Origin of the sequence: Bradyrhizobium retamae (assembly GCF_001440415.1) — a bacterium.
Lineage (GTDB): Bacteria > Pseudomonadota > Alphaproteobacteria > Rhizobiales > Xanthobacteraceae > Bradyrhizobium > Bradyrhizobium retamae.
Window position 1 is genome coordinate 1 of sequence record NZ_LLYA01000179.1, and the last position, 22,709, is coordinate 22,709.

General features: G+C 64.1%; 19 protein-coding genes. 8 read left to right on the plus strand and 11 right to left on the minus strand.

Translation table 11 applies throughout. The annotated features are described in order from the left end of the window. Window positions 1-141: 141 nt before the first annotated feature. The gene (locus tag CQ13_RS28815) at window positions 142-708 is read left to right on the plus strand and encodes a nucleotidyltransferase family protein (protein ID WP_057846209.1); all 567 of its coding nucleotides are present in this window, start codon (window positions 142-144) and stop codon (window positions 706-708) included. A 155-nt stretch (window positions 709-863) separates the two neighbouring features. Here the strand turns inward: CQ13_RS28815 and CQ13_RS28820 are convergent, their stop codons facing one another. From CQ13_RS28820 to CQ13_RS28830, 3 genes are all read right to left on the minus strand, one after another. Continuing rightward, a complete protein-coding gene (locus CQ13_RS28820) occupies window positions 864-1,391 on the minus strand; it encodes a PAN domain-containing protein (RefSeq protein WP_156433975.1) in 528 nt (175 codons plus the stop codon). A gap of 232 nt (window positions 1,392-1,623) precedes the next feature. Continuing rightward, a complete protein-coding gene (locus tag CQ13_RS28825) occupies window positions 1,624-2,994 on the minus strand; it encodes a glutamate--cysteine ligase (protein ID WP_057846211.1) in 1,371 nt (456 codons plus the stop codon). 96 nt (window positions 2,995-3,090) lie between these two features. Then, window positions 3,091-3,579: a MarR family winged helix-turn-helix transcriptional regulator gene (locus tag CQ13_RS28830; protein ID WP_057846212.1), complete on the minus strand. Its 489-nt coding sequence runs from the start codon at window positions 3,577-3,579 to the stop codon at window positions 3,091-3,093. Window positions 3,580-3,701: 122 nt separating this feature from the next. Here CQ13_RS28830 and gstA point away from each other — a divergent pair, with 122 nt between their 5' ends. Beyond that, window positions 3,702-4,316, plus strand: coding sequence for a glutathione transferase GstA (gene gstA / locus CQ13_RS28835; RefSeq protein ID WP_057846213.1), 615 nt, complete (start codon window positions 3,702-3,704; stop codon window positions 4,314-4,316). Between the two features lie 152 nt (window positions 4,317-4,468). Here the strand turns inward: gstA and CQ13_RS28840 are convergent, their stop codons facing one another. The 4 genes from CQ13_RS28840 to CQ13_RS28855 all read right to left on the minus strand — a co-directional run bounded on the left by CQ13_RS28840 (window position 4,469) and on the right by CQ13_RS28855 (window position 10,467). Then, on the minus strand, window positions 4,469-6,682 hold the full coding sequence (locus CQ13_RS28840; RefSeq protein ID WP_057846214.1) for an FAD-dependent oxidoreductase: 2,214 nt from the start codon (window positions 6,680-6,682) through the stop codon (window positions 4,469-4,471). Between the two features lie 145 nt (window positions 6,683-6,827). Then, window positions 6,828-8,036 (minus strand): acetyl-CoA C-acetyltransferase, encoded by a 1,209-nt coding sequence (locus tag CQ13_RS28845; protein ID WP_057846215.1) that lies wholly within the window; start codon window positions 8,034-8,036, stop codon window positions 6,828-6,830. A 62-nt stretch (window positions 8,037-8,098) separates the two neighbouring features. Then, window positions 8,099-9,889: an acyl-CoA dehydrogenase C-terminal domain-containing protein gene (locus CQ13_RS28850; protein WP_057846216.1), complete on the minus strand. Its 1,791-nt coding sequence runs from the start codon at window positions 9,887-9,889 to the stop codon at window positions 8,099-8,101. Window positions 9,890-10,080: 191 nt separating this feature from the next. After that, window positions 10,081-10,467 carry a nuclear transport factor 2 family protein gene (locus CQ13_RS28855; protein ID WP_057846241.1) on the minus strand — a complete coding sequence of 129 codons (387 nt, stop codon included), beginning with the start codon at window positions 10,465-10,467 and terminating at the stop codon, window positions 10,081-10,083. A 127-nt stretch (window positions 10,468-10,594) separates the two neighbouring features. Between CQ13_RS28855 and CQ13_RS28860 the strand changes: the two genes are divergently transcribed. From CQ13_RS28860 to CQ13_RS28880, 5 genes are all read left to right on the plus strand, one after another. Further along, window positions 10,595-11,191, plus strand: coding sequence for a PadR family transcriptional regulator (locus tag CQ13_RS28860; RefSeq protein WP_057846242.1), 597 nt, complete (start codon window positions 10,595-10,597; stop codon window positions 11,189-11,191). A gap of 190 nt (window positions 11,192-11,381) precedes the next feature. Beyond that, window positions 11,382-14,756 (plus strand): tetratricopeptide repeat protein, encoded by a 3,375-nt coding sequence (locus tag CQ13_RS28865; RefSeq protein ID WP_057846217.1) that lies wholly within the window; start codon window positions 11,382-11,384, stop codon window positions 14,754-14,756. A gap of 101 nt (window positions 14,757-14,857) precedes the next feature. Continuing rightward, a complete protein-coding gene (locus tag CQ13_RS28870) occupies window positions 14,858-15,661 on the plus strand; it encodes a COG3904 family protein (RefSeq protein ID WP_057846218.1) in 804 nt (267 codons plus the stop codon). Between the two features lie 228 nt (window positions 15,662-15,889). Further along, window positions 15,890-16,816, plus strand: a complete 927-nt coding sequence (locus CQ13_RS28875) for a sulfite exporter TauE/SafE family protein (protein ID WP_057846219.1) — start codon at window positions 15,890-15,892, stop codon at window positions 16,814-16,816. Beyond that, entirely contained in the window at window positions 16,813-17,595 is a 783-nt protein-coding gene (locus tag CQ13_RS28880; RefSeq protein WP_057846220.1) for a TIGR02186 family protein, read from the plus strand. Before CQ13_RS28875 ends, CQ13_RS28880 begins: the two co-directional genes overlap by 4 nt. A gap of 131 nt (window positions 17,596-17,726) precedes the next feature. On the opposite strand, the gene CQ13_RS28885 is transcribed toward CQ13_RS28880, so the two are convergent. The 3 genes from CQ13_RS28885 to CQ13_RS28895 form a co-directional block, all read right to left on the minus strand. Continuing rightward, window positions 17,727-19,085: an NRAMP family divalent metal transporter gene (locus CQ13_RS28885; RefSeq protein WP_057846221.1), complete on the minus strand. Its 1,359-nt coding sequence runs from the start codon at window positions 19,083-19,085 to the stop codon at window positions 17,727-17,729. 84 nt (window positions 19,086-19,169) lie between these two features. Further along, a complete protein-coding gene (locus CQ13_RS28890; protein ID WP_057846222.1) occupies window positions 19,170-19,952 on the minus strand; it encodes an MBL fold metallo-hydrolase in 783 nt (260 codons plus the stop codon). A gap of 79 nt (window positions 19,953-20,031) precedes the next feature. Then, on the minus strand, window positions 20,032-20,988 hold the full coding sequence (locus CQ13_RS28895; RefSeq protein WP_057846223.1) for a DMT family transporter: 957 nt from the start codon (window positions 20,986-20,988) through the stop codon (window positions 20,032-20,034). A gap of 97 nt (window positions 20,989-21,085) precedes the next feature. Here CQ13_RS28895 and CQ13_RS28900 point away from each other — a divergent pair, with 97 nt between their 5' ends. Further along, complete coding sequence (locus CQ13_RS28900; RefSeq protein ID WP_057846224.1) at window positions 21,086-21,949, plus strand: LysR family transcriptional regulator; 864 nt, start codon at window positions 21,086-21,088, stop codon at window positions 21,947-21,949. A gap of 79 nt (window positions 21,950-22,028) precedes the next feature. On the opposite strand, the gene pdeM is transcribed toward CQ13_RS28900, so the two are convergent. Further along, a complete protein-coding gene (gene pdeM, locus CQ13_RS28905; RefSeq protein WP_057846225.1) occupies window positions 22,029-22,700 on the minus strand; it encodes a ligase-associated DNA damage response endonuclease PdeM in 672 nt (223 codons plus the stop codon). Window positions 22,701-22,709 lie beyond the last annotated feature (9 nt).

The window sequence follows — 22,709 nt, forward strand, 5'->3', positions numbered from 1 at the left end:
TCATGGCCGCCGACCCTCCGCCATGAAAAGATTCACAGCCTCGTAGGGTGGGCAACGGCGCACTTGCGCCGCCCACCATCCCGCTTGCAACATTGGACATAGTGGGCACGCTTCGCTTGGCCCACATACGGCGGCGTGCCTATGGATAGAGACCAATTCCTCACCGCCGCATTACAAAATCCCTTCAACGAGATCATCACCGAGGAATTGTCTCGGCTGTCGCTGCCGGACGCGTGGCTGGTCTCCGGCTGCCTCGTGCAGACGGTGTGGAACGTGCTGACTAAGCGCGCGGTCGATTACGGCATCAACGATTACGACGTGTTCTATTTCGATCCCGATACGTCCTGGGAAGCCGAAGATGCCGTCATCCGCACGCTGGCGCAGCGCTTTTCAAGCCGCGGCATCGCGGTCGAGGCGCGCAACCAGGCGCGCGTGCACCTCTGGTACCCGGAGAAACACGGCCTGCCCTACCCGCAGTTGCGTTGCTCGACCGATGGCATCGATCGCTTTCTGACCAAGAATACCCAAATCGGAGTCCGGCGGACGCAGGATGGGTACGAGGTTTACGCACCGAATGGTTTTGATGACGTCGTGGCGATAATCGCGCGGCCCAACCCGGGACCAAATTTCTCTGCAGCCAATTACGCGGCAAAGGCGGCGCGATGGAAGGCGCTGTGGCCGGAGCTCACGGTGTTGCCGGCGGAATGAAGTCGTAGCCGTCACCGTCGTCCCTGCGAACGCAAGGGACCCATAACCACCGATGTTTGTGATTACGAAGGCTGGGGCCACAGCGCGCACATCAATAGAGATTTGTGGTTATGGGTCCCCGCGTTCCGCGGGGACGACGGATGTGTACGCGGCCGCTATCTCACCACGCCCGAGGTAAACCCCGCCTTCCTTCGCGGCGGCTTGATGTCCTTCTTCAGGAAGCAGTGCGCTTCCTTGCCGGCATAGCCCGGCCGCGCGTAGGTCCAGGCGCGGCATTTGTTGTCGGCGGCGCAGGCTGCCTTGCAGGCATCATCGCCGTCGCCGTCCTTGAGGTCGAAATTCTTGTAATCGCCGCCGACGCGGTCGATTGAGGTTTCAACGCTGTCATTGCGGCGCTCGACCACGCCGGCGCCGCGCACGCCGGAAACGCAGCAATCGCCGCTCTTGACTCGAGGCGGCACGCTGCCCTTCAGCCAGCAGACCGCGCCCTTGATCAAGCCGGTCGGATAATTGAAGCTCCAGGCGCGGCAGCGCCGATCGCGCTCGCAGATCAGCGCGCATTCCGCCGGATCGCCCGAGGTCACGGGAGCGCTGAGATAATCGCCGCCGGGACGGTCGAAATTGGCCTGCGCCAGCGCCGGGCGCGCGCATACGGCCGCCGCCAAGAAGGCGAGCGCCACCATACACGCCCTGAGCAGGCGACCTGTCTCCATCTGCGGTTGCTTTCGAATGCGCGCGTTGTCAGCGCGGGGTGACTTTCCTCGAAAAGCCGTCCCGCCCTCAGCCCATTGATTCAGCATGATTTTTCCGAAAGACCGGCAGGCGGCCGTTCGGATCACGCTGGATCGGCTGTCATTTGAGCGCCATCAACCTGTACGGCGGATGAACGGCCCGAAGGCCAGGCAACCCGTTTAATCAGAACGCGTATTCCTGATAGACCGGCTCCACGGAGCCACCCCAATCGCCGTTGAATTTATCCAGCATCTCTTCCGCTGGAGTGCGGCCCGCTTCGAGGATGCGCTCGAGCGGTTCGAGGTGGCGGCTCTCGTCGCGGCCGGAATGGTCGACGCGGTTGCGCCGCCGCAAGCCCGCATGCGACAGCTTCAGGCATTCCTTAGCAATCTCGAACAGATAGCGGTCCTTGATCCTGGCCTTGAAGCCGAAGCGCGGGACGTCGTCGCGCAACGCCTGACGCTCCGCGGCGGTCCAGTGGCTGACCAGATTCCAGGCCGCGTCGAGGCTGTCATTGTCGTACAACAGGCCGACCCAGAACGCCGGGAGCGCCGGCAGGCGGCCCCACGGCACGCCATCGGCGCCGCGCATTTCAAGATAACGCTTCAGGCGGACTTCCGGGAAGATCGTCGACAGATGATTGGCCCAATCTGATATCGTCGGGCGCTCGCCGGGCAACGAATTGTTGCGGCCCTCGAAGAAGGCGCGGAACGACGAGCCGGCGACATCGATATAGGTCTCGCCGCGCTTGACGAAGTACATGGGCACATCGAGCGCGTAGTCGACCCAGCGCTCGAATCCCATGCCGTCCTCGAATACCCACGGCAACATGCCGGCGCGCGCGTTATCCGTGTCGCGCCAGATCTCGGAGCGAAACGACAGGAAGCCGTTGGGCTTGCCCTCGGTGAACGGCGAATTGGCGAACAAAGCGGTCGCCACCGGCTGCAGCGCCAGCGACACCCGCAGCTTCTTGACCATGTCGGCTTCCGAGGAGAAGTCGAGATTGGTCTGCACCGTACAGGTCCGGTACATCATGTCGATGCCGTACTGGCCGACCTTCGGCATGTAGTTGGTCATGATCTTGTAGCGGCCCTTGGGCATCACCGGGATCTGCGACCGCGACCAGGACGGCGTCATGCCAAGCCCGAGAAAGCCGATGCCCAACGGCGTCGCGATCTCGCGGACCTGCGCCAAGTGCGCCATCAGCTCGGACTGGGTCTGGTGCACGTTCTCAAGCGGGGCGCCCGACAATTCGAACTGTCCGCCCGGCTCTAGCGAGATCGCGCCGCCCCCGGTGACGTCATACAGCCCGATGATGTTGCCGTTCTCCATGATCGGCTCCCAGCCGAGCAAAAGCTGCATGCCTTCGAGCAGCGCGCCGATGCCGCGCGCGCCGTCATACGGCACGGGCTGGCGGCCCTCCAGCGTGAACGGGGTCTTCTCATGCTCGGTGCCGATCCGGAACTCGGACGGCGGCTTGATGCCGGCCTCGAACCACGCGACGAGTTCGTCACGCGATTGCAGCGGCGTCATATCGATCTGGTCACGCGCCATGAAAAAATCCGGATATCTGGCGATTCGACCGAACGCGCCGTGTGGCTGAAGGGGTGCGGACGGCGGCGTCCGCACCAACGAAACGTATCAAAGATGTCATCGCGCCGGCACGCCGTCGCGGGCAGCGGCCGCCTTGACGTCGGAGCACGAGCAGCCCAGCCGGTCGAGCAGACCGCAAAGCTTCGTGGCGTCGGCATCTGATAATTTGGAGCCGACGTGCTTTTCGATCGCCGCCGAATAGGCGCCCCACATCTTCTTCTGCAACTCGCGCCCGGCTTCGGTGATCTCTACGAACTGGCCGCGCTTGTCGATCTTGCATTCGCGCCGCGCCGCCAGGCCCTCGTCCACCAGGCGGTCAATCAGCCGCGAGGTGGAGTATTGCGGGATCAGCATCTGCTTTTCCAGCTCTACCGGGCGCATCTCACCGGACGGGGCACGCGACAGTTCCAATAGCGCATCGTACCAGGCCAGCGGCGGAAAGCCCGCTTTCTTCAAATCCTGTTCGACGGCATCGAGCACCCGGCTCTGCACCCGCATCAGGCGGATCCAGGCGGCGGTCGCCTCGGTCGATGGTTTGCGTTTCATGGTCCGGTCCGTATCTGTCAAGGATCAGTGTACCGCACTAAATGCATCTGCATCAATCTTGACTATTCCATGCAGATGCATTTAGTCATCCCGCCAATAATATCGAGGGAAGGAAAAAGCCAATGAAACTGTACTATTCCCCGGGCGCCTGTTCGCTGTCCCCCCATATCGCGCTTCTCGAGGCCGGTCTGCCCTACGATCTGGTGAAGGTCGACCTGCGCGCCAAGAAGCTTGAGAATGGTGACGACTTTTTGAAGGTCAACCCGAAGGGCCAGGTGCCGGTGCTGGCGCTTGATTCGGGCGAACTGGTCACCGAGGGGCCGGTCATCGTCCAGATGATCGCCGACAGGGCGGGCAAGAATCTGGTGCCGCCCCGCGATTCGGACGAGCGCTACAAGCTGCTGGAATGGCTGAACTACATCACGACCGAGCTGCACAAGAATCTCGGACCGATGTTCTCGCCGGCGCTGGCCGACGACGCCAAGGCGTTTTTCAAGGATCGCGCCATGGGCAAGTTCAAATACCTTGAAACGGCGCTGGCCGGGCGCGACTACCTGATGGGCAAGCAATTCACCGTGGCCGACGGCTATCTGTTCACCATGCTGATGTGGGCGACCGACCGCTTGAAGTTCGATCTCTCCGATATGCCGAACCTTCTTGCCTACAAGGCCCGCGTCGCTGCGCGCCCGACGGTGCAGGAGGCGATGACCAAGGAAGGGCTGCTGAAGGCGGCGTGAACGTTCGACAGAGACAAGAGACAAGGGCCGGATCGACGATCCGGCCCTTTTTGTTTTCGTCATTCCGGGGCGATGAAGCATCGAACTACGATGCGCAATTGCGCACCTGAGGTCTGGTCCTTCGGACCATCCCGGAATGACGAAGGAGAGCGTTACGCCGCCTGCTTCTTCGGCGGGAAGCGGCCGTAGAAGGTCTCGCCGCTCGCCGCCATGTCTTCGAGGAGCTTCGGCGGGGTGAAGCGGGAGCCGTACTTGGCTTCCAGCTTGTGACAGAGCTCGACAAACTTCCGCGTGCCCATGAAATCGATATAGGACAGCGTGCCGCCGGTGAACGGCGCGAAGCCGAAGCCCAAGATCGAGCCGACATCGGCCTCGCGCGGGTCGGTGATGACGTGGTCCTCCACCGTGCGCGCGGCCTCCACCGCCTGCACCACCAGGAAGCGCTGCTTCAATTCCTCGATATCAATCGTATCGGGGTCGAGCTGCTTGGGCTGCAGCGCGGAAAGTCCGGGCCACAGGCTCTTCTGACCCTTGCCCTTCTCGGGGTAATCGTAAAAGCCCTTGGCATTCTTGCGCCCCAGGCGGCCCTGCTTCTCGACCAGTTCCACCATCAGCTTCTTCTGGTCGGGGTTGATGGCGTTGGGGCCGAGATCAGCTTCGGTCGCCTTGATGACCTTCAGCCCGAGGTCGAGGGCGACTTCATCCGACAGCGACAGCGGACCGACCGGCATGCCGGCCATCTTGGCGCAGTTCTCGATCATCGCCGGCGGCACGCCTTCGAGGAACATCTCGTTGCCTTCGGCGATGTAACGGCCGACGCAACGGTTGGCGTAGAAGCCGCGGGAATCATTTACGACGATCGGCGTCTTGCCGATCACCCGCACATAGTCGAGCGCGGCGGCGAGCGCGACATCGCCGGTGTTCTTGCCGAGAATGATCTCGACCAGCATCATCTTCTCTACCGGCGAGAAGAAATGGATGCCGATGAACTTGCCCTGATCCTTGAAGCTTTCGGCCAGCGAAGTGATCGGCAGCGTCGAGGTGTTGGACGCGAAGATCGCATCCCCCTTCAGGTATTGCTGCGCCTTGGCGAAGGTTTCCGCCTTGACCTTGCGGTCCTCGAACACCGCCTCGATGACGAGGTCGCAATCCCCTAGCGCGGCGTAGTCCGCTGATGGCGTGATGCGCGCCAGCAGCGCGTCACGGTCGCCTGCTTTGGCGCGGCCCTTGGCGATCTGCTCGTCGATCACCCTCTGCGCATGGGCCTTGCCCTTGTCGGCGCTTTCCTGGTCGCGGTCGATCAGGACGACGTCGAGGCCGGCGCGGGCCGAGACGTAGCCGACGCTGGCGCCCATGAAGCCGGCGCCGATCACGGCGATCTTCTTCACCTTGGTCGGCGGCACGTTCGCAGGCCGCCGCGCGCCCTTGTTCAGTTCCTGCATCGACAGGAATAGGCTGCGGATCATCGCTGCGGCTTCCTTGGAGCGCAGCACTTGTGTGAAGTAGCGCGACTCGACGCGGAGCGCGGCGTCGATCGGCAACTGCAGACCCTCATAGACGCAGCTCATGATGGCGCGCGCCGCCGGATAATTGTCGTAGGTCTCGCGGCGGTAGATCGCATTCCCCGCCGGAAACATCATCATCCCGGCCTTGGAGAACACCGGTCCGCCCGGCAGCTTGAAGCCCTTCTCGTCCCAGGGCGCGACCGCCTTGCCGCCGCCCTTGATCCAGTCCTTCGCCGCCTTGATCAGGTCGGCTGCCGGCACGATGGCGTGGATCAGGTTCAGCGACTTGGCCTTCTCCACGGTGACCGGGTCGCCCTTGAGCAGGATCGTCATCGCATCCTGCGGTGGCACCAGGCGCGGCACGCGCTGGGTGCCGCCGGCACCAGGGAACAGACCGACCTTCACCTCGGGCAGGCCGAGCCGGGTCTTGGGATTTTCAGCCGCAACGCGGTAGTGGCAGGACAGCGTCACCTCAAAACCGCCGCCGAGCGCCAAGCCGTTGATCGCGGCCGCCCACGGCTTGCCGCAGGTTTCGATGCCGCGCAGCACCAGCGAGAAGCGCCGGCTCTGGTCGAACAGCATCTGGTTGGCGGCAACCTCGCCCTTTTCCTTGAAGACTTTCGCGTATTCCTTGTTCATGCCCTCGAGCATGGAAAGATCGGCACCGGCGCAGAACGCTTCCTTGGCGGAGGTGATGACGACGCCCTTTACCGCGGCGTCCGCCGTGGTCTGTTTCAGGATCTCCTCGAGTTCGGTGGTCGAGGTTTCATCGAGCACGTTCATCGAACGTCCGGGGATATCCCAGGTGACGAGCGCAATGCCGTCGGCGTCGGTGTCTAGTTTGAAATTCTTGAAGGCCATGTAGTTGCTCCCTCGGTGCCGGCAGCCGATATCAGGCGCGGCGGTTGACTTGGATTTCGTAGGGTGGGTTAGCGAAGCGTAACCCACCACTTCTCTCGCCGTGGCACGGGTGGGTTACGCCTTCGGCTAACCCACCCTACGGCAGCTAGACTCTTTCGATGATCGTAGCTGTCCCCATGCCGCCGCCGATGCACAACGTCACCAGCGCGGTCGATTTGTTGGTGCGCTCCAACTCGTCGAGTACGGTGCCGAGGATCATGGCGCCCGTTGCCCCTAGCGGATGACCGAGCGCGATCGCACCGCCATTGACGTTGATCTTCGAATTGTCAATCTCGAACGCCTGCATGTAACGCAGCACGACGGAAGCAAAGGCCTCGTTGAGTTCGAACAGGTCGATGTCCGACTTCTTCATGCCGGAACGCTCGAACAGCTTTTCGGTGACATCGACCGGACCGGTCAGCATCATTGCGGGCTCCGAGCCGATATTGGCGAAGGCACGGATTTTTGCGCGCGGCTTCAGGCCGTGCTTGGCGCCTGCTTCCTTGCTGCCGAGCAGCACCGCGCCGGCGCCATCGACGATGCCGGAAGAATTGCCGGCATGGTGGACGTAATTGACGCGCTCGATTTCGGGGTGCGACTGGATCGCGACCGCATCGAAGCCACCCATCTGCCCGACGACGGTGAACGACGGCTGCAGTTGCGCCAGCGACTGCATGGTCGTGGTCGGGCGCATGTGCTCATCCTTGGCGAGGATGGTGAGGCCGTTGACGTCCTTCACCGGAACCACGGACTTGTTGAAGCGACCCTCGTCCCAGGCCTTGGCGGCGCGCTGCTGGCTCTGCACGGCATAGGCGTCGACGTCGTCGCGCGAAAAACCGTATTTGGTGGCGATCAGATCGGCCGAGACGCCCTGCGGCATGAAATAGGACGGCACCGCCATCGACGGGTCCATCGGCCAGGCGCCGCCGGACGCGCCGATGCCGACACGGCTCATCGATTCGGCGCCCCCGCCGATCACGAGTTCATGCTGGCCGGCCATGATCTGGGCGGCGGCAAAATTCACGGCGTCGAGGCCGGAGGCGCAGAACCGGCTGATCTGCACGCCGGGGACACTTTCGCCGAGGCCCGCCTTCAGCGCCGCGAAGCGAGCGATGTCGCTGCCGGCTTCGCCGACCGGATCGACCACGCCGAGGATGACGTCGTCAATAACGTCTTCAGCGAGGTTGTTGCGTTCCTTCAGCGCCTGCAGCGGCACCGTGGCGAGCGCCAGCGCCGTGACCTCGTGGAGCGCGCCATCGGGCTTGCCGCGGCCGCGCGGGGTGCGAACGTGATCGTAGATATATGCCTCAGGCATGACGCCCTCCTGGTATGAGGATCATAATATTATAGGCAGATCGAACGGGAAACGGCGAAAAATCAGAAGGCTTCCGACGCCAGTTCCATGGTGGTCGCGCAACCGGACTGAATGCGCGCAAGATGGACGTGGGTTTCCGGCAGCATCCGCTCCATGAAGAAGCGGCCTGTCACCAGCTTGGTCGTCAGATAGGGCGTGGCGCCATCAGCCGCAATCTTGTCCTGCGCCACCTTCGCCATCCGCGCCCACATGTAGCCGAAGGCGACGAGGCCGAACAATTGCATGTAGTCGGTGGCGGCGGCGCCGGCGTTGTCGGGCTTGGTCAACGCGTTCTGCATCAGCCAACCGGTAGCCTGCTGCAGATGACCGAGCGCGGTCGAGAGCGGCGCGACGAACGGCTTCATCGCTTCGTCGCCGCCGTGCTCCTTGGCAAACGCTCCGACCTCGGCAAAGAATGCCATCACGGCGCGGCCACCATTCCGCGGCAGCTTGCGGCCGACCAGGTCGAGCGCCTGGATGCCGTTGGCACCCTCATAGAGCATGGCGATGCGCGCATCGCGCACGAACTGCTCCATGCCGTGCTCGGCGATATAGCCGTGGCCACCATACATCTGCTGCGCCAGCACCGCGTTGGAGAAGCCGACGTCGGTCATCACGCCCTTCATGACCGGAGTCATCAGGCCCATATGGTCGTCGGCGGCCTCTCGATCCTTCGGATCGGAGGAGCGGTGGGCGACGTCGCTCTTCAGCGCGGTCCACACCACCATGGCGCGCGCCGCCTCGTTGAAGGCGCGGATGGTGAGCAGCACGCGGCGAACATCCGGGTGCACGATGATCGGGTCGGCCGGTTTCTCAGGCTCCTTGGCGCCCGTGAGCGAGCGGCCCTGCAGGCGCTCGCGCGCATAGGCGACGGCGTTCTGATAGGCGACTTCGGACTGCGCCAGCCCCTGCACGGCGACGCCGAGGCGGGCCTCGTTCATCATCACGAACATGCCCTGCATGCCCTTGTTCTCTTCGCCGATCAGCCAGCCGGTGGCGTTGTCGTAGTTCATCACGCAGGTCGAATTGCCGTGGATGCCCATCTTGTGCTCGATCGAGCCGCAGGACACGCCGTTGCGCTGCCCCAGCGAGCCGTCGGCGTTGACGAGGAATTTCGGCACCACGAACAGCGACACGCCCTTGATGCCGGCGGGAGCGCCTTCGATGCGCGCCAGCACCAGATGGATGATGTTCTCGGCGAGGTCATGCTCGCCGGACGAGATGAATATCTTGGTGCCCGTGATCTTGTAGCTGCCGTCGGCCTGCTTCACCGCCTTGCTGCGCAACAGGCCGAGATCGGTGCCGCATTGCGGCTCGGTGAGGTTCATGGTGCCGGTCCACTGACCCGCCACCATCTTCGGCACGAACATGTTCTTCTGTTCAGGCTTGCCGTGCACCAGAAGCGCAGCCGTCGCGCCCATGGTCAGGCCGCCATACATCGAGAACGCCATGTTGGCCGCACTCTGGAATTCGGTGACAACCTGGCTCAACGTCACCGGCAGCCCCTGCCCGCCATATTCCGCCGGCGCCGACAGACCGAGCCAGCCGCCTTCGGTTACCTGCTTGAAGGCTTCCTTGAACCCCTTCGGCGTCGTCACCGAGCCATCGTCATGCCGCTTGCAGCCTTCGAGATCGCCGACACGATTGAGCGGCTGCAACACCTCTTCGGAAAGCTTTGCGGCCTCGCCCAAAATCGCCTCGCGCACATCGGCGGAGGCGTCGGTGAAACCGGGCAAATTGTCGTAGCGGTCGATCTGGAACACGTCGTTGAGTAGGAACGTGACGTCTTCCACGGGGGCTTTGTAGATCGGCATGATGTTCTCCCGGCAGGGGCAGGCTTGAAAACTGGCGGCGGCGCTTGACGTAAAACTGTGCGGCGTTCCGGAAAGCGACCTTATCCGGTTCGCGATGTCCTAGGGAGTGACCAGGCCAGCAAATATCCCGACAGCCATTGCGACATATAAAGACGCCGGGGATGGTGACGACCTTGATCTCTCGCCCCTCGTCACTGCTTGGCGAGTTGCTCCCCCATCAAGCGGTGTAGCAGATTGATTCCCTTCAGCGGACGCACCATCACCTTGAAGTGCGTGATCTTACCGTCATCGCTGAACGTGATGATGTCGACGCCGTTGATCTTGATGCCCTCGATCTCGTTTTCGAATTCGAGGACCGCACCGTTCGGGCTGCGCCATTCGCCTGTGTATTTGAAGCCGGGGCCGCCCAGCACCTTCTCGGCGCTCGCCAGATATTTGAAGGTGATGTCGCGCCCGCGCTGCGGCGTATGAACGACAGGGCTTTCAAACACCGAATCCGGGTGCAACAGATCCCATAACGCTGCCGTGTCATGGGACTTCATGTAGCCGTACCACTTGTCGAGGCCGCTCATGGTCATCATGTCTCCTATGCGGGCGATGACGGGCTGCGCCGGAGAATGGGCTTCTCCGGATCTTATGCGCGTTGACGCATATGCAACTTTATGCATAATGTCAAATTACAATGAAAAGCCGGAGGCCGGCGTTTTGGCGCTTGGTGACGCGATCCTTGCCTGCCTGACCGAACGTCCGATGACGGGCTACGAGCTCGCCAAGACGTTCGACAACTCGATCGGGTTTTTCTGGAAGGCGGACCACCAGCAGATCTACCGGGAACTCACAAAACTTCGCGACCGCGGCCACATCCAGGGCCGCGAGGTGGTGCAGTCCGGCAAGCCGAACAAGCTGGTCTATACCCTCACCCCCGAGGGGCGCGCCGCGCTCCGGCATTGGGCCGCACGGCCGAGCGTTCCGGCTTCGATCAAGGACGACCTCCTGGTGCGGCTCTACGCGCTCGACAGCGTCGACATCGAACCGTTGCGCACAGATCTGATGGCGCGGCTGGAACACCACCGCGACCGCTTCGCCCGCTACGAACGCCTGCTCAGCAAGCGCTTCCCTGACGGCACGGCACCGCCGGCCGATGTCGGAAAATTGCTGGGACTTCGCGTTGGCCTCGCCCACGAGCGCGCCGTGGCGGAATGGTGCGAAGAGGCGATCGAGGCATTGTCGGCCCTGTCTTCCGGCGCGGAGCGGACCAACGTCGTACCGATCGAGGACGTCAAGCGCGAAACCAATAGCTAACGCCGGCTGATTTGGCCGCCTGGTAACTTTTGGGGCCGTCCGTCCCATTCCTTAACCGCTTCTTTACCGTAACGCGAAAAAGTCAGTTCCGAGGCAGGCGACCCGCGCGAAAATACGATTGTCTCTTCAGTGGGACGCGCGGGGAGGCTGATGGCGCGGGTGGGGCGCCGTAGCGGAACCGGACGAGAGCATGAATTCGCGCGTATCGTGGAGTGTTGACGGCATCGATCCATCGGTGCGCGACAGGGCCGAGGCGGCTGCACGCCGCGCCGGCATGTCGCTGAACGAATGGCTGAATTCTACCGTCGGCGAACCGGCCCCGCCCGGTTTCGGCGCGCCCTCCGGTCAGCGGCCGGCGACGCCGGGCCGGCAGATCCCCGACGTGGCCGACATTCACCAGCGGCTGGATTCGATCACAAAGCAGATCGAGCAGATTTCGCGGCCTGCAGTCCGCGGCGAAGCCGCTCATGGCGAGCCGACGGTGGCGCGCCAGCTAAACGAGGCCATTTCGCGCCTCGACGCGCGGCTGTCGCAGATTTCGAATCCCGTGCCGGCGCGTCAGGCGCAGATGCTGGAAAGGCAGCGTCAGACCGATTTGGTCGAGCGTGCCGCGACCCAGGTCTATCGCCCGGCGCCGCCGCTTAGCCCGGCCTCGATGGATTTTGCGATCGCCGAAATCGCCGCGCGCCAGCACGAACTCGATACTCCGCCGCCGCGGCCGATGCCGCCGCGCAATGCCGCGCCGACCGCCCCTGCCGCCCAGCCCCATTCTGCGCAGCCCAAATCTGTGCAGCCAATGACGCAGGCCGCGCCTGCGGGGCCGGACTTTTCTTCGCTCGAACGGCACCTGATCAAGATCACGAGCCAGATCGAGGCGCTGCAGCGTCCCGATCATATCGAACAGTCGATTGCGGCGTTCCGCAGCGAGCTTGCCGAAATCCGTCAGGCCATCACCGAGGCGGTGCCACGCCGGGAGATCGAATCGCTCGAGAACGAAATCCGCTCGCTGTCCCGCCGCATCGACGATAGCCGCCATAACGGCACCGACGGCCAGATGCTGGCCAACATCGAGCGCGCCCTTGGCGAAATCCGCGAAGCGTTGCGCTCGCTGACGCCGGCCGAGCAGCTCACCGGCTATGACGAGGCGATCCACAATCTCGGCGCCAAGCTCGACCTGATCCTGCGCTCGAACGACGATCCGTCGACGGTGCAGCAGCTCGAAAGCGCGATCGCGGCGCTGCGCGGGATCGTCTCCAACGTCGCCTCCAACGACGCGCTGGCCCGCCTCGCCGACGACGTGCACACGCTGTCGGCCAAGGTCGACCAGCTTTCCCGCTTTGACGGCAACAGCGATGCCTTCGGTATTCTCGAACAGCGCCTGGCCGCGCTGACCTCGACGCTGGAGTCCCGGCAGCCGCCGGCCGCAAGCGAGAATTCGGAGTATGTCGAAAACGCGCTGCGCTCGCTGTCGGAGCGGCTCGACCGCATTCCGGCCGGCGACGACAATGCGTCGGCATTTGCCCATCTCGAACAGCGCGTCTCGTATCTCTTGGAGCGCCTGGAAGCCTCCAACGATCGTTCCGCAGCTCCGGCCATCGACCTCGGGCGGGTCGAGGAAGGCCTGCACGATATTCTGCGTTCTCTTGAACGCCAGCACGCCAGCCTGGTCGCACTCGCCGAATCCAACCGCAATTCCGGCAGTGCATCGCAGCCGACTGACTCGGGCATCGTCGACCTGGTCAAGCGCGAACTATCCGACATCCGCTTCAGCCAGTCGGAAACCGATCGCCGCACGCAGGACTCGCTGGAGACCGTTCACAATACGCTCGGCCATGTGGTCGATCGCCTGTCGATGATCGAAGGCGATCTGCGCGGGGTTCGCGGTGCGCCGGCCACGTCCGCCGCTCCGCTTGCAGCGACCGAAATGAGCGAGCAAGCGCCCCGCCCGACCACGCCGCTGATGACCTATCCGCAGCAATCGAAGCCGGAATTGCCGAACCCTGCCGCGCTGCAGGGGAATGCTCCGGAGCCCTTTGCCGCCGCCCCGCGCGAATTCCACGCCGTGCAGCCGGCCGCGCCGGTTGCGCCGCCACTCCCGCCGCGGGCGATCAGCGAAATCCTGGAGCCGCATGCGGCCGCGCCGCGCACCGCGATCGCGCCGGAATTGCCGCCGGATCACCCGCTCGAGCCCGGCACGCGGCCGCCGCCGCGCGTCGCTTCGCCATCCGAACGGATCGCCGCTTCCGAAAACGCGATCAACGAGATTGCTTCCGCACCGAAGGAGCCGGTCAGCTCATCGAGCTTCATTGCCGCTGCGCGCCGCGCCGCGCAGGCCGCAGCCGCCACGCCCCCGCCCGAGAAAGCCGGACGTTCGGCTGCGAAGGCCGCATCGAAGGACAAGGGCGGCGACAAGGCCAAGGCCGGCGACAAGAACGCGTCGAACATTTCCACCAAGATCCGCTCGCTGCTGGTGGGCGCGAGCGTGGTCGTGATCGTGCTCGGCACCTTCAAGATGGCGATGACGCTGCTCGATACCGGCAGCGTCCTGCAACTGCCGATGATGGAACAGTCCAGCGAACCGGCCGCACCGGCGCAGGCCCCCGCACCCTCGGAGAGCAGCGCAAGGCCCGCTCCTGCGATGCCCGCACCGCAGGCGCCCTCGATGATCTCGCCGACGCCGGTCGAGAAGCAATCGAACAATTCTTCGGCGCCGAACACGTTGGACAGCGCGCGGGTCGCAGCTCCGCCGCAGGCCACGGCATCCCCGGTTACGGCCAGCGATATCACCGGCGCGATTCACGCGATGCCGGCCAGCGGCGCCAAGCTTGCGATGATCGCGGTGCCGCCGAGCGAGCGGTTGCCCGATGGTATCGGCGGGCCGGTGCTGCGCGCCGCCGCGCTGAAGGGCGACCCGGCCGCGGCTTACGAGGTCGGTGTGCGCTTTGCCGAAGGCAAGGGCATCGCCCCGAACCTCGACGAGGCCGCCAAATGGTACGACCGCGCGGCACAGGCCGGCGTGGTGCCCGCACTGTTCCGGCTCGGCACCTTCTACGAGAAGGGCATGAGCGTGAAAAAGGACCTGGATATCGCGCGGCGTTACTACCTGCAGGCGGCCGAGCGCGGCAGCGCCAAGGCGATGCATAATCTGGCCGTGCTCGACGCCGATGGCGGCGGCAAGGGTGCCAATTACAAGAGCGCGTCGATCTGGTTCCGCAAAGCCGCCGATCGCGGCGTCGCCGACAGCCAGTTCAACCTCGGCATCCTCTATGCCCGCGGCATCGGCGTCGAACAGAACCTCGCCGAATCCTTCAAATGGTTCAGCCTCGCAGCCGCCCAAGGCGATACGGATGCCGGTCGCAAGCGCGACGATGTTGCCAAGCGCCTCGACGCCCAGTCGCTGGCAGCGGCCAAGCTTGCGATCCAGACCTTCACCGTGGAGCCGCAGCCGGACGATGCCGTTAACGTGGCGTCGCCCGCCGGCGGCTGGGATTCGGCCCCCGCACCTGCCACGGGCAAGCCCGCCGCCAAACCGGCTGCGACCAAGCGCACCGCCGCCGTTCACTAAGCGCTTACCGTCGGCATCGCCGCCATATCCTCGGCCATAAATTCGTATTAGTGCTCTGGCCAGCTTGATCCTGAACGGGTCCGGCTTGCAAAGAGGATCGATTGTCAGCCGGCGACAACCAGGACGGGGAAAATCGTTTACGCAGCTCGCCGACAGGCCCTGCGGTCGCACCACCGCGCCTCCCGGCCGGTCAGGCCCCGGCGCCGCCGCCCCAGCCACCCCGGCGCAAATGGCATTTTTGGACGGTGGCAATCTTCATCCTGCTGGTTGCCGGCGTGTGCATTCGCGCCTACCGGGAGCTGTCGCAGCCGGAGGCCTGGCACTACTGGAAGGACCAGTACGTCTCGCCAAGCCTGACATCGCAGGTGATCGATACGCTCCATCTCGACGGTTCGAGCCGGGGGCGCCGCGCCCTGTTCGTCAGTGGCACGATCGGCCCCGCTGCGGCGAGCTGGTTTCGCAGCAGGCTGGACCAGGCCAACCTCGCACCCGGTGACATCGTCTTGTTGGCCTCCCCCGGCGGTGATTTGAACCAGGCCGTGATCATGGGCGAGATCATCCGGTCGCGGGGGCTAGCGACAGCGGTCGGCAGCGCCGACGATGTGGGCCGCATCAAGCCCGGTTACTGCGCCAGCGCCTGCGTGCTGGCCTATGCCGGAGGCAAGGCTCGCTACGGCGTATTGGGCTCGGCATTGGGCGTTCATCGGTTTGTCACGACCAAACCCGTGAGCGATCCCGTCGCAGAGGCCCAGCGGATATCAGGCGCGGTGTTGGGCTACATGACCAAAATGGGGGTTTCATCCTCGATCGTGGAAGCGATGTCCGAGACCAGGGACATTCGCTGGCTCAGCCCCAAGCAGGCTCTTGCGATGAACCTCGTCACCGACCCGCTCGGAACGCCCTGAGCCTGCCGCTCGCCGAGCGCCGGCCACGTACGGCAAAAATTTGCCTTCCCGGGCATTTTTAGTCCCTCACGCTGCCGAATTCAGTTATGCAAAGGCGCGGGAACCGGCCCTGCGCACGCAAAGGTGCATGCGCGAACCGGATTTCCACTGCCGGCAAATACAAGAGAAACCATGCCCTGAACGGCCCCTCGGCCGTCTCTTGCGGCAAAGCTACAAAAGCAGACGCGCGTGCAGCTCTATCTCCCGATCGCCGACATTCCGGTCAATGTTTTCCTCATCCTGGCGATGGGCGCGGCGGTCGGGTTCGTCTCCGGCATGTTCGGGATCGGCGGCGGCTTTCTGATGACGCCGCTGTTGATCTTCGTCGGCATTGCGCCCGCGGTCGCGGTCGCCTCGGTCGCCAGCCACATCGCGGCGTCCTCGTTCTCCGGCGCGATCTCCTACTGGCGGCGGCGCGCCATCGATCCGGTCCTGGCGGTGGTGCTGCTGAGCGGCGGCAGTTTGGGCACGGCGCTGGGGGTCTGGACCTTCACGCTGCTGCGCTCGCTCGGTCAGCTCGATCTCATGATCGCGACGTCTTACGTGATCCTGCTGACCACCGTCGGCGGCCTGATGTTCTGGGAAGGCCTGCGGGCGCTGCTAAGGGCCCGCCGCGGCGGTCCGGTCACCACGCGCCGCCCGGGCAGCCATGTCTGGATTCATGGCCTGCCGTTGAAGATGCGCTTCAAGCGCTCGAAAATCTATCTGTCCGTCATTCCGGTCGTCGTGATCGGCCTGCTCATTGGCTTCATCGGTGCCGTGATGGGGATCGGCGGCGGTTTCATCCTGGTGCCGCTGTTGATCTATGTGCTGCGGGTGCCGACCTCGACCGTGATCGGCACCTCGATGGTGCTCACCCTGGTCACGATGGTGTTCGCCACCATGCTGCATGCCGTGACCAATCATCTGGTCGATGCGGTGCTGGCGCTGATCCTGATGGTCGGCGGCGTCACCGGCGCCCAGTTCGGTGCCCGCGCCGGGCAGAAAATCCGCGGCGAGCATTTGCGGCTGCTGCTCGGGCTACTGGTTCTCGCCGTGGGCATTCGTTTCGCCGTTGAACTGGTGATCCGGCCCGAGGATCTCTTCACCGTGCGGGAAACAGGAGTGACGGGATGACCGCACGCCTCGCCCGCACGCTCGGATGGCTTGCGCTGGCCGCGGTGCTCGCGGCGTCGCCGGTTCGCGCCGAACGGCTAATCGTTTCGGTGTCGAACCATCGCGTCACCGTGACGCCGAACTATTCCGGCGAGGAGCTGGTGCTGTTCGGTTCGGTCGAGAAGGACGCCAGCACGCCGGCCAATCGCACCTACGATCTCGTGGTGACGGTTGCCGGCCCGCGCGCCGACATGGTGACGCGCCGCAAGGAGCGCCGGTTCGGGATCTGGATCAACACCGACTCCCGGCAGTTCCTCCAGGTGCCGACCTATCTGGCGCTGTTTTCCAACCGCCCGTTCGACGCCATCGCCTCGCCCGAGGTGCAGCGGCGGCAGCAGCTCGGGCTGAACAACGTGCTGCTCACCCAGCGCGTCGGGCCCGACTACGCCGACGTCGTGCCGGACGATGCGTTCCGCAGCGCCTTCGTGCGGCTGCGCAAGCAGCATGGCCTTTATCGCGAGGAGACCTCGGCGGTGACATTCCTGACGCCGACGCTGTTCCGCACCGGCATTCCGCTGCCTGCGGAAGTGCCGATCGGTCTCTATAATGTCGAGATCAAGCTGTTCGCCGAAGGCGCGCTGGTGGCCAAGACCGACACTGCGTTTGAAATCGTGAAAGTCGGCTTTGAACAATTCGTCGCGACTACCGCGCGCCAGAACGGGTTTGTTTATGGGCTCGTCACTGCGTTCATGGCGCTGATGACGGGATGGATGGCGTCGATCGTGTTCCGGAAGGATTAGGCGTCAACGCGTAGGTTGGGTGGAGCGAAGCGATACCCAATATCGGATAGTCAACTCGGCGTGAACATGATGGGTTTCGCGGAGTTTATCATCGGGCCGGCCGAAGGCCGGACCCGCTGGCTCTACCCGTCCTACGATCTCCCGACAAAAAACCCGATTCCCATCGCGACGACGCTGAGCAGCATCGCCGCGGTGGACAGCCATCCGAGCCAATAGAGTGGGCCCTTGATGACGTAGCGGTCCATCACGTCCTTGCGGCGGACCATGAGCATCAGCAGCATCATCACCGGCACGGCGAGCACGCCGTTGATGACTGCGCTCCAGTACAGCGCCGAGATCGGGTTGATCGGCGTGAAGTTCAACGCGATGCCGATGCCGGCCGAAAGCGCCAGCACCGCGTAGAACGCGGCGGCGGCTTTGGGCTTGCGTGCGAGCCCGACCGGCCATCGCCGTCCCTCCCCGACGGCATAGGCGGCGGCGCCGGCGAGCACCGGAATTGCCAGCAGTCCTGTGCCGACGATGCCAAGCGCAAAAATCGTTTCAGCGAACGCGCCGGCTATCGGACGCAGGGCTTCCGCCGCGTCCGCCGAGCTCTGGATATCCGTCTTTCCGGCCGCATGCAGCGTCGCCGCGGCCATTACGATGATCGACAATGCGATCAGGTTGGAGAACGCCATCCCAACGATGGTGTCGGCGCGAATGCGATTGAATTCCTTCTGCGCGCCGTGGTGCTTTTCGACCAGCGGCCGCTTCGCCTTGTCGACGCGCTGATCTTCGGCTTCCTGCGAGGCCTGCCAGAAGAACAGATAGGGCGAGATCGTGGTGCCCAAGATGGCAACGATGGTGGTGAAATAATCGACACTCCAAGCCGGGCGCGGAATGAGAATGCCGGCGAGCGCCTCACCCCACGAAACCTTAGCAAAGGCGAGCGCGGCGACATAGGCGAACAGGCTGAGCGTCAGCCATTTCAGCACTAACACGTAACGCCTGTAATCGAGGAAGATCTGCGCCGCGACCGAGGTCACGCCGAACAGCAATACATAGAAGATGCTGTGGCCGCCGATTAGCAGTTTGGTGGCGTCCGCCATCGCGCCGAGATCGGCGCCAATATTGATGGTGTTGGCAATGAACAGCAGCGCCACCACCACATTGAGCAGCAATGGCGAATAATGCCGGCACACGTTGCCTGCGATACCATGCCCGGTGACGCGGCCGACGCGTGCGGAGATTTCCTGGATCGCAGCCATCAGCGGAAACGTCAGCAGCATGGTCCAGCCGATGCCGTAACCGAGCTGTGCGCCGGCCTGGCTGTAGGTGCCGATTCCCGACGGATCGTCGTCGGACGCGCCAGTGATCAGGCCGGGCCCGAGTGCTCTCAGCGCATCACGGAAGCGAAACGAACGATGTGCCTTGGCCTGCGCTGCCGGATTGTTATTGCCGGTGCCCGTATGCGCGTGGCGCTTCCGATGCGACTTGTTGCGAACTGACATGCCAAGGGTCCAGCCCCAGCGACAACGAACCTAACGGGCACAGGTTCCGGACCACGAGCTTGTCCGTTACCTCCTGGTGGTCCTTCACGCGGCGCATAGCGGCTCGATGATTGTGGCTACGCCCGGCTCCAGAATGCGTAAACGCGGTCCAAACCCCAGCGTATCGAAGGTAGCGCGCAGATCGTCCGCACTCTCGCGGAAATGCTTCCACCCTTCCGTATGCACGGGCACGATCACCGCGTCCGGGAATGCGCGCGCGGTTTCGATCGTATCATTGGTGTCCATCGTGATGTGGAAGGGGCCGCGGGTTTGCGCCGCGCCCGCGAACGGCAGCACCACACCGGCCTTGAACCGCCTCGCCACTTCGGCAACGCCATCGTACCAGACGGTGTCGCCGCTGATGTAGATCGGACGGCTGCCCAGCTTGCTCGACGAAACCACGAAGCCGATCACGTCGCCCGCGAGCGGTTCGATTCCCGCCGGGCCGTGACGCGCCGGCGTCGCGGAGATGATAAGCGAATGACCATTCTTGCCGGTCAGTTCGGTCGAGGCCCACGGCGCAAAGCCTTCGGCATGGCCGCCGAGCCGCTTTGCGCCAACCTCCGTCGTCAGCACTCGCTTGGCGGATTTGAGAAAATCGCGCCCCGAATGATCGAGATTGTCCGAGTGCTGGTCGTGGCTGAGCAGCACGGCATCGACCTCGCCGACATCATGCGCGCTGACGGCGGGACCGACCAGCTTTTCCAGTCTTACGTGCGGCAGTTGATAGGCGCCGGGCTCGTCGAAGGTCGGATCGGTCAGCAGCCGGAAGCCGTCGACTTCGATAAGCGCCGTCGGGCCGCCGATCAGGGTGATGGTAACTGTCATGACTTGCTCCTTCTACTATGGCGTTTTCGAACGAAGCGGATTCCGGTTCGTGTGAGGAATACGCGTCAAAAGCGAAAACTTAGAGCTTCGCTTCTGATTTAATCAGAACCGAAGCTCGGGATTGACCGGCCGCCGCAGCGGGACGTGTCACCAGATAAATGCCGAGGGCTACGGGAACGATGCCGAGCAGGTCGCGGAATTCGACGTGTTCGCCGAGCACGAGAAAGGCAAACAGCATGCCGAGCGGCGGCATCAGGAAGTGATAGGCGCTCGCCGCCGTCGCACCGCAGACCTTCAAGAGGTGAAACCAGAGCAGGTAAGCCAGGATCGATCCGCCGAGCACGAGGAAAGCGAACGCACCGGCGAGCCGGGCGCTCGGCACGATGTCGCCGACACTGGAAAGCGTGAACGCAAACGGCAGCAGCACGACACCCGCGGCGAGATTCTGCACGCCATTGCCGACCCAGAGACTTCCTTTCGGCGCCAGCACCTTGAACAGGATGGTGCCGACGACGATCGAGGCCAACGAGGCCAGCGTGAACAGGATGCCGTGAAAGCTATCCGTGCCGACCGACATGCGGTGCCAGACGATGAAGGCGACGCCGGAGATGCCGAGCAAAAGTCCCGCTACCTTGCGCCAGGTCAGCGCCTCGCCGAGAAACAATGCCGCAAGTACAGCAGTGAATATCGGATTGGCGCTGACAATCAGGCCACCGAGGCCGGCCGATACCGTCTGCAGCCCGGTGTAGCCGAGACCAAGATAGAGCGCGTTGTTGGCGACGCCGAGGATGGCGAAGATTCCGGCGTCGCGCCAGGTCAGCGAGGACCATGCCTCGCCGCGCAGCGCCGTGATGCCGAGGATCATGACTCCCGCGAGCGAAAATCGCGCCGTGAGCAGGATCAGCGGCGGGCAGTCGGTGACGCCGACCTTGCCGGCGACGAAGGCAAAGCTCCAGAGCAGACAGAACAGGCCGATATAAAGCGGTAGCAGATTGAGGCCGGCGCGGGGCACCGCGGCCGAAGGGGCGAGCGACATGGATAGTCTCCTTCACCCACGATCTAGGGCCGCGCCTTGATATTTGGAAATTAAATGATAAACTGACGTCCAGTGGATTTGTAAATGGAGCGTTCACATGCTCGATCTGGAGCTGCTGCGCAGTTTCGTGTCCGTCGTTGACGCCGGCGGCTTTACCCGGGCCAGCGAGCGCGTCCACCGCACGCAATCGACCGTCAGCCAGCAGATCAAGCGGCTGGAAGACGACATCGGCCAGCCGCTGTTGAACCGCAACGGCAAGGACGTGACGCCGACCGAGGCCGGCGAGCGGCTGCTTTCCTATGCGCGGCGGCTATTGTCGCTTGCCGAGGAAGCCCGCGACGTGGTGGCACGGCCGGAAAGCGAAGGGGCGATCAAGCTCGGCATTCCCGAGGACTTCGCCGCCTATCGTCTCGCCAAGTTGCTGGCGACGTTTTCGCGGTCGCGGCCGGGCCTGCGGCTCGACGTGCGCGCCGACCAGAGCACGTATCTGCGGCGCGACATCGAACGCGGCGATCTCGATCTGGCGCTGCTAAAGCGCGACGCCGGCGAGAAAGGCGCGATCGCGGTGTGGCCGGAGAAAGTGCATTGGGTCACCAGCAAAATCCATCCGGTCGATATCGACGCTGGCTCGGTGCCGCTGATCGGCTTTCCCGCCGGCTGCCTTTATCGTTCGCGCGCGATCCATGCGCTGGAAAGCGCCGGGCGCTTCTGGCACATGGCCTATACTTCTTCCGGCCTCGCCGGCATCCAGGCCGCGGTCGCCGCCGGATTGGGATTGAGCATTCTCTCCGACATCGCGATCCAGGCCGGCCATCGCGTGCTCACGGCGAAGGACGGTTTTGCGCCGATCGACAAGACCGAACTGGCGCTGGTGGCCTCGCCCGACGCCAGCCCCGCAACGCTGCGGCTCGCCGACCGCCTCGCCGAGTTCTGCGACAGCGTCGACGCGAAGGCGGCGTAGCGAGCGGCAACGACGGTGCACTCGCTCGCCCCGCCCTTCGCGGGGAGAGGTGAGGGCGCGTGCGCAGCCGGTTGGTCGCTCAATAACATTTTGACGCGGCAATCGCGTGCAGCCGGTTGTCGCCGAGCACATGCGCCATCAGGCCTGGCGTCGGAAAAATCTTCGCAAACGCGGGATCGCGGATGCTCAGGCCCCCGGTATAGGCGCCGAAGGCGGGCATCACGGCGCGCTCGCCGTCACTGGCAAAGCACCTCCGCTCCATCGATCGTCCCCGGGTGGCGACGCGCGCCTTGGGATGCAGATGGCCGGCGATTTCACCCGCCGCCCCCGTCGGCTCATGGCGGAACACGATCGGCCCGATCGCGACTTCGTTCGCCACCGTGCCGCCGAGGTCGCCCGGCAGGGCCGGATCGTGATTGCCCGATATCCAGATCCAGTCGCGCCGCGCCTGCATCGCTGACAGCGCGTCGCGATCCGGCGCGGACAGCCGCTGATGCGCGTCGCGATCGTGAAAACTGTCGCCGAGCGCAATCACCATGCGCGGGTCGTGCCGGGCAATGACGGCGGCGAGCCGGCTCAGCGTCGCCACGGTATCGTAAGGCGGCAGCAGCACGCCGCGCGAGGCGAAGCTGGAGCCTTTTTCCAGATGCAGGTCGGAGACGACGAGCAGGCGCTGCTCCTGCCAGAACAGCGCGCCGGAGAGGTCGGCGCGGAACGTCACGTCGGTAACCATGACCTTCGAGGCGCGCATCTGTTGATC

Bases quoted from the DNA above. Each gene is read 5' to 3' on its own strand.
- CQ13_RS28815 (WP_057846209.1), top strand. From the start codon at position 142: ATGGATAGAGACCAATTCCTCACCGCCGCATTACAAAATCCCTTCAAC.
- CQ13_RS28820 (WP_156433975.1), bottom strand. From the start codon at position 1,391: ATGGTGGCGCTCGCCTTCTTGGCGGCGGCCGTATGCGCGCGCCCGGCG.
- CQ13_RS28825 (WP_057846211.1), bottom strand. From the start codon at position 2,994: ATGGCGCGTGACCAGATCGATATGACGCCGCTGCAATCGCGTGACGAA.
- CQ13_RS28830 (WP_057846212.1), bottom strand. From the start codon at position 3,579: ATGAAACGCAAACCATCGACCGAGGCGACCGCCGCCTGGATCCGCCTG.
- gstA (WP_057846213.1), top strand. From the start codon at position 3,702: ATGAAACTGTACTATTCCCCGGGCGCCTGTTCGCTGTCCCCCCATATC.
- CQ13_RS28840 (WP_057846214.1), bottom strand. From the start codon at position 6,682: ATGGCCTTCAAGAATTTCAAACTAGACACCGACGCCGACGGCATTGCG.
- CQ13_RS28845 (WP_057846215.1), bottom strand. From the start codon at position 8,036: ATGCCTGAGGCATATATCTACGATCACGTTCGCACCCCGCGCGGCCGC.
- CQ13_RS28850 (WP_057846216.1), bottom strand. From the start codon at position 9,889: ATGCCGATCTACAAAGCCCCCGTGGAAGACGTCACGTTCCTACTCAAC.
- CQ13_RS28855 (WP_057846241.1), bottom strand. From the start codon at position 10,467: ATGACCATGAGCGGCCTCGACAAGTGGTACGGCTACATGAAGTCCCAT.
- CQ13_RS28865 (WP_057846217.1), top strand. From the start codon at position 11,382: ATGAATTCGCGCGTATCGTGGAGTGTTGACGGCATCGATCCATCGGTG.
- CQ13_RS28880 (WP_057846220.1), top strand. From the start codon at position 16,813: ATGACCGCACGCCTCGCCCGCACGCTCGGATGGCTTGCGCTGGCCGCG.
- CQ13_RS28885 (WP_057846221.1), bottom strand. From the start codon at position 19,085: ATGTCAGTTCGCAACAAGTCGCATCGGAAGCGCCACGCGCATACGGGC.
- CQ13_RS28890 (WP_057846222.1), bottom strand. From the start codon at position 19,952: ATGACAGTTACCATCACCCTGATCGGCGGCCCGACGGCGCTTATCGAA.
- CQ13_RS28895 (WP_057846223.1), bottom strand. From the start codon at position 20,988: ATGTCGCTCGCCCCTTCGGCCGCGGTGCCCCGCGCCGGCCTCAATCTG.
- CQ13_RS28900 (WP_057846224.1), top strand. From the start codon at position 21,086: ATGCTCGATCTGGAGCTGCTGCGCAGTTTCGTGTCCGTCGTTGACGCC.
- pdeM (WP_057846225.1), bottom strand. From the start codon at position 22,700: ATGCGCGCCTCGAAGGTCATGGTTACCGACGTGACGTTCCGCGCCGAC.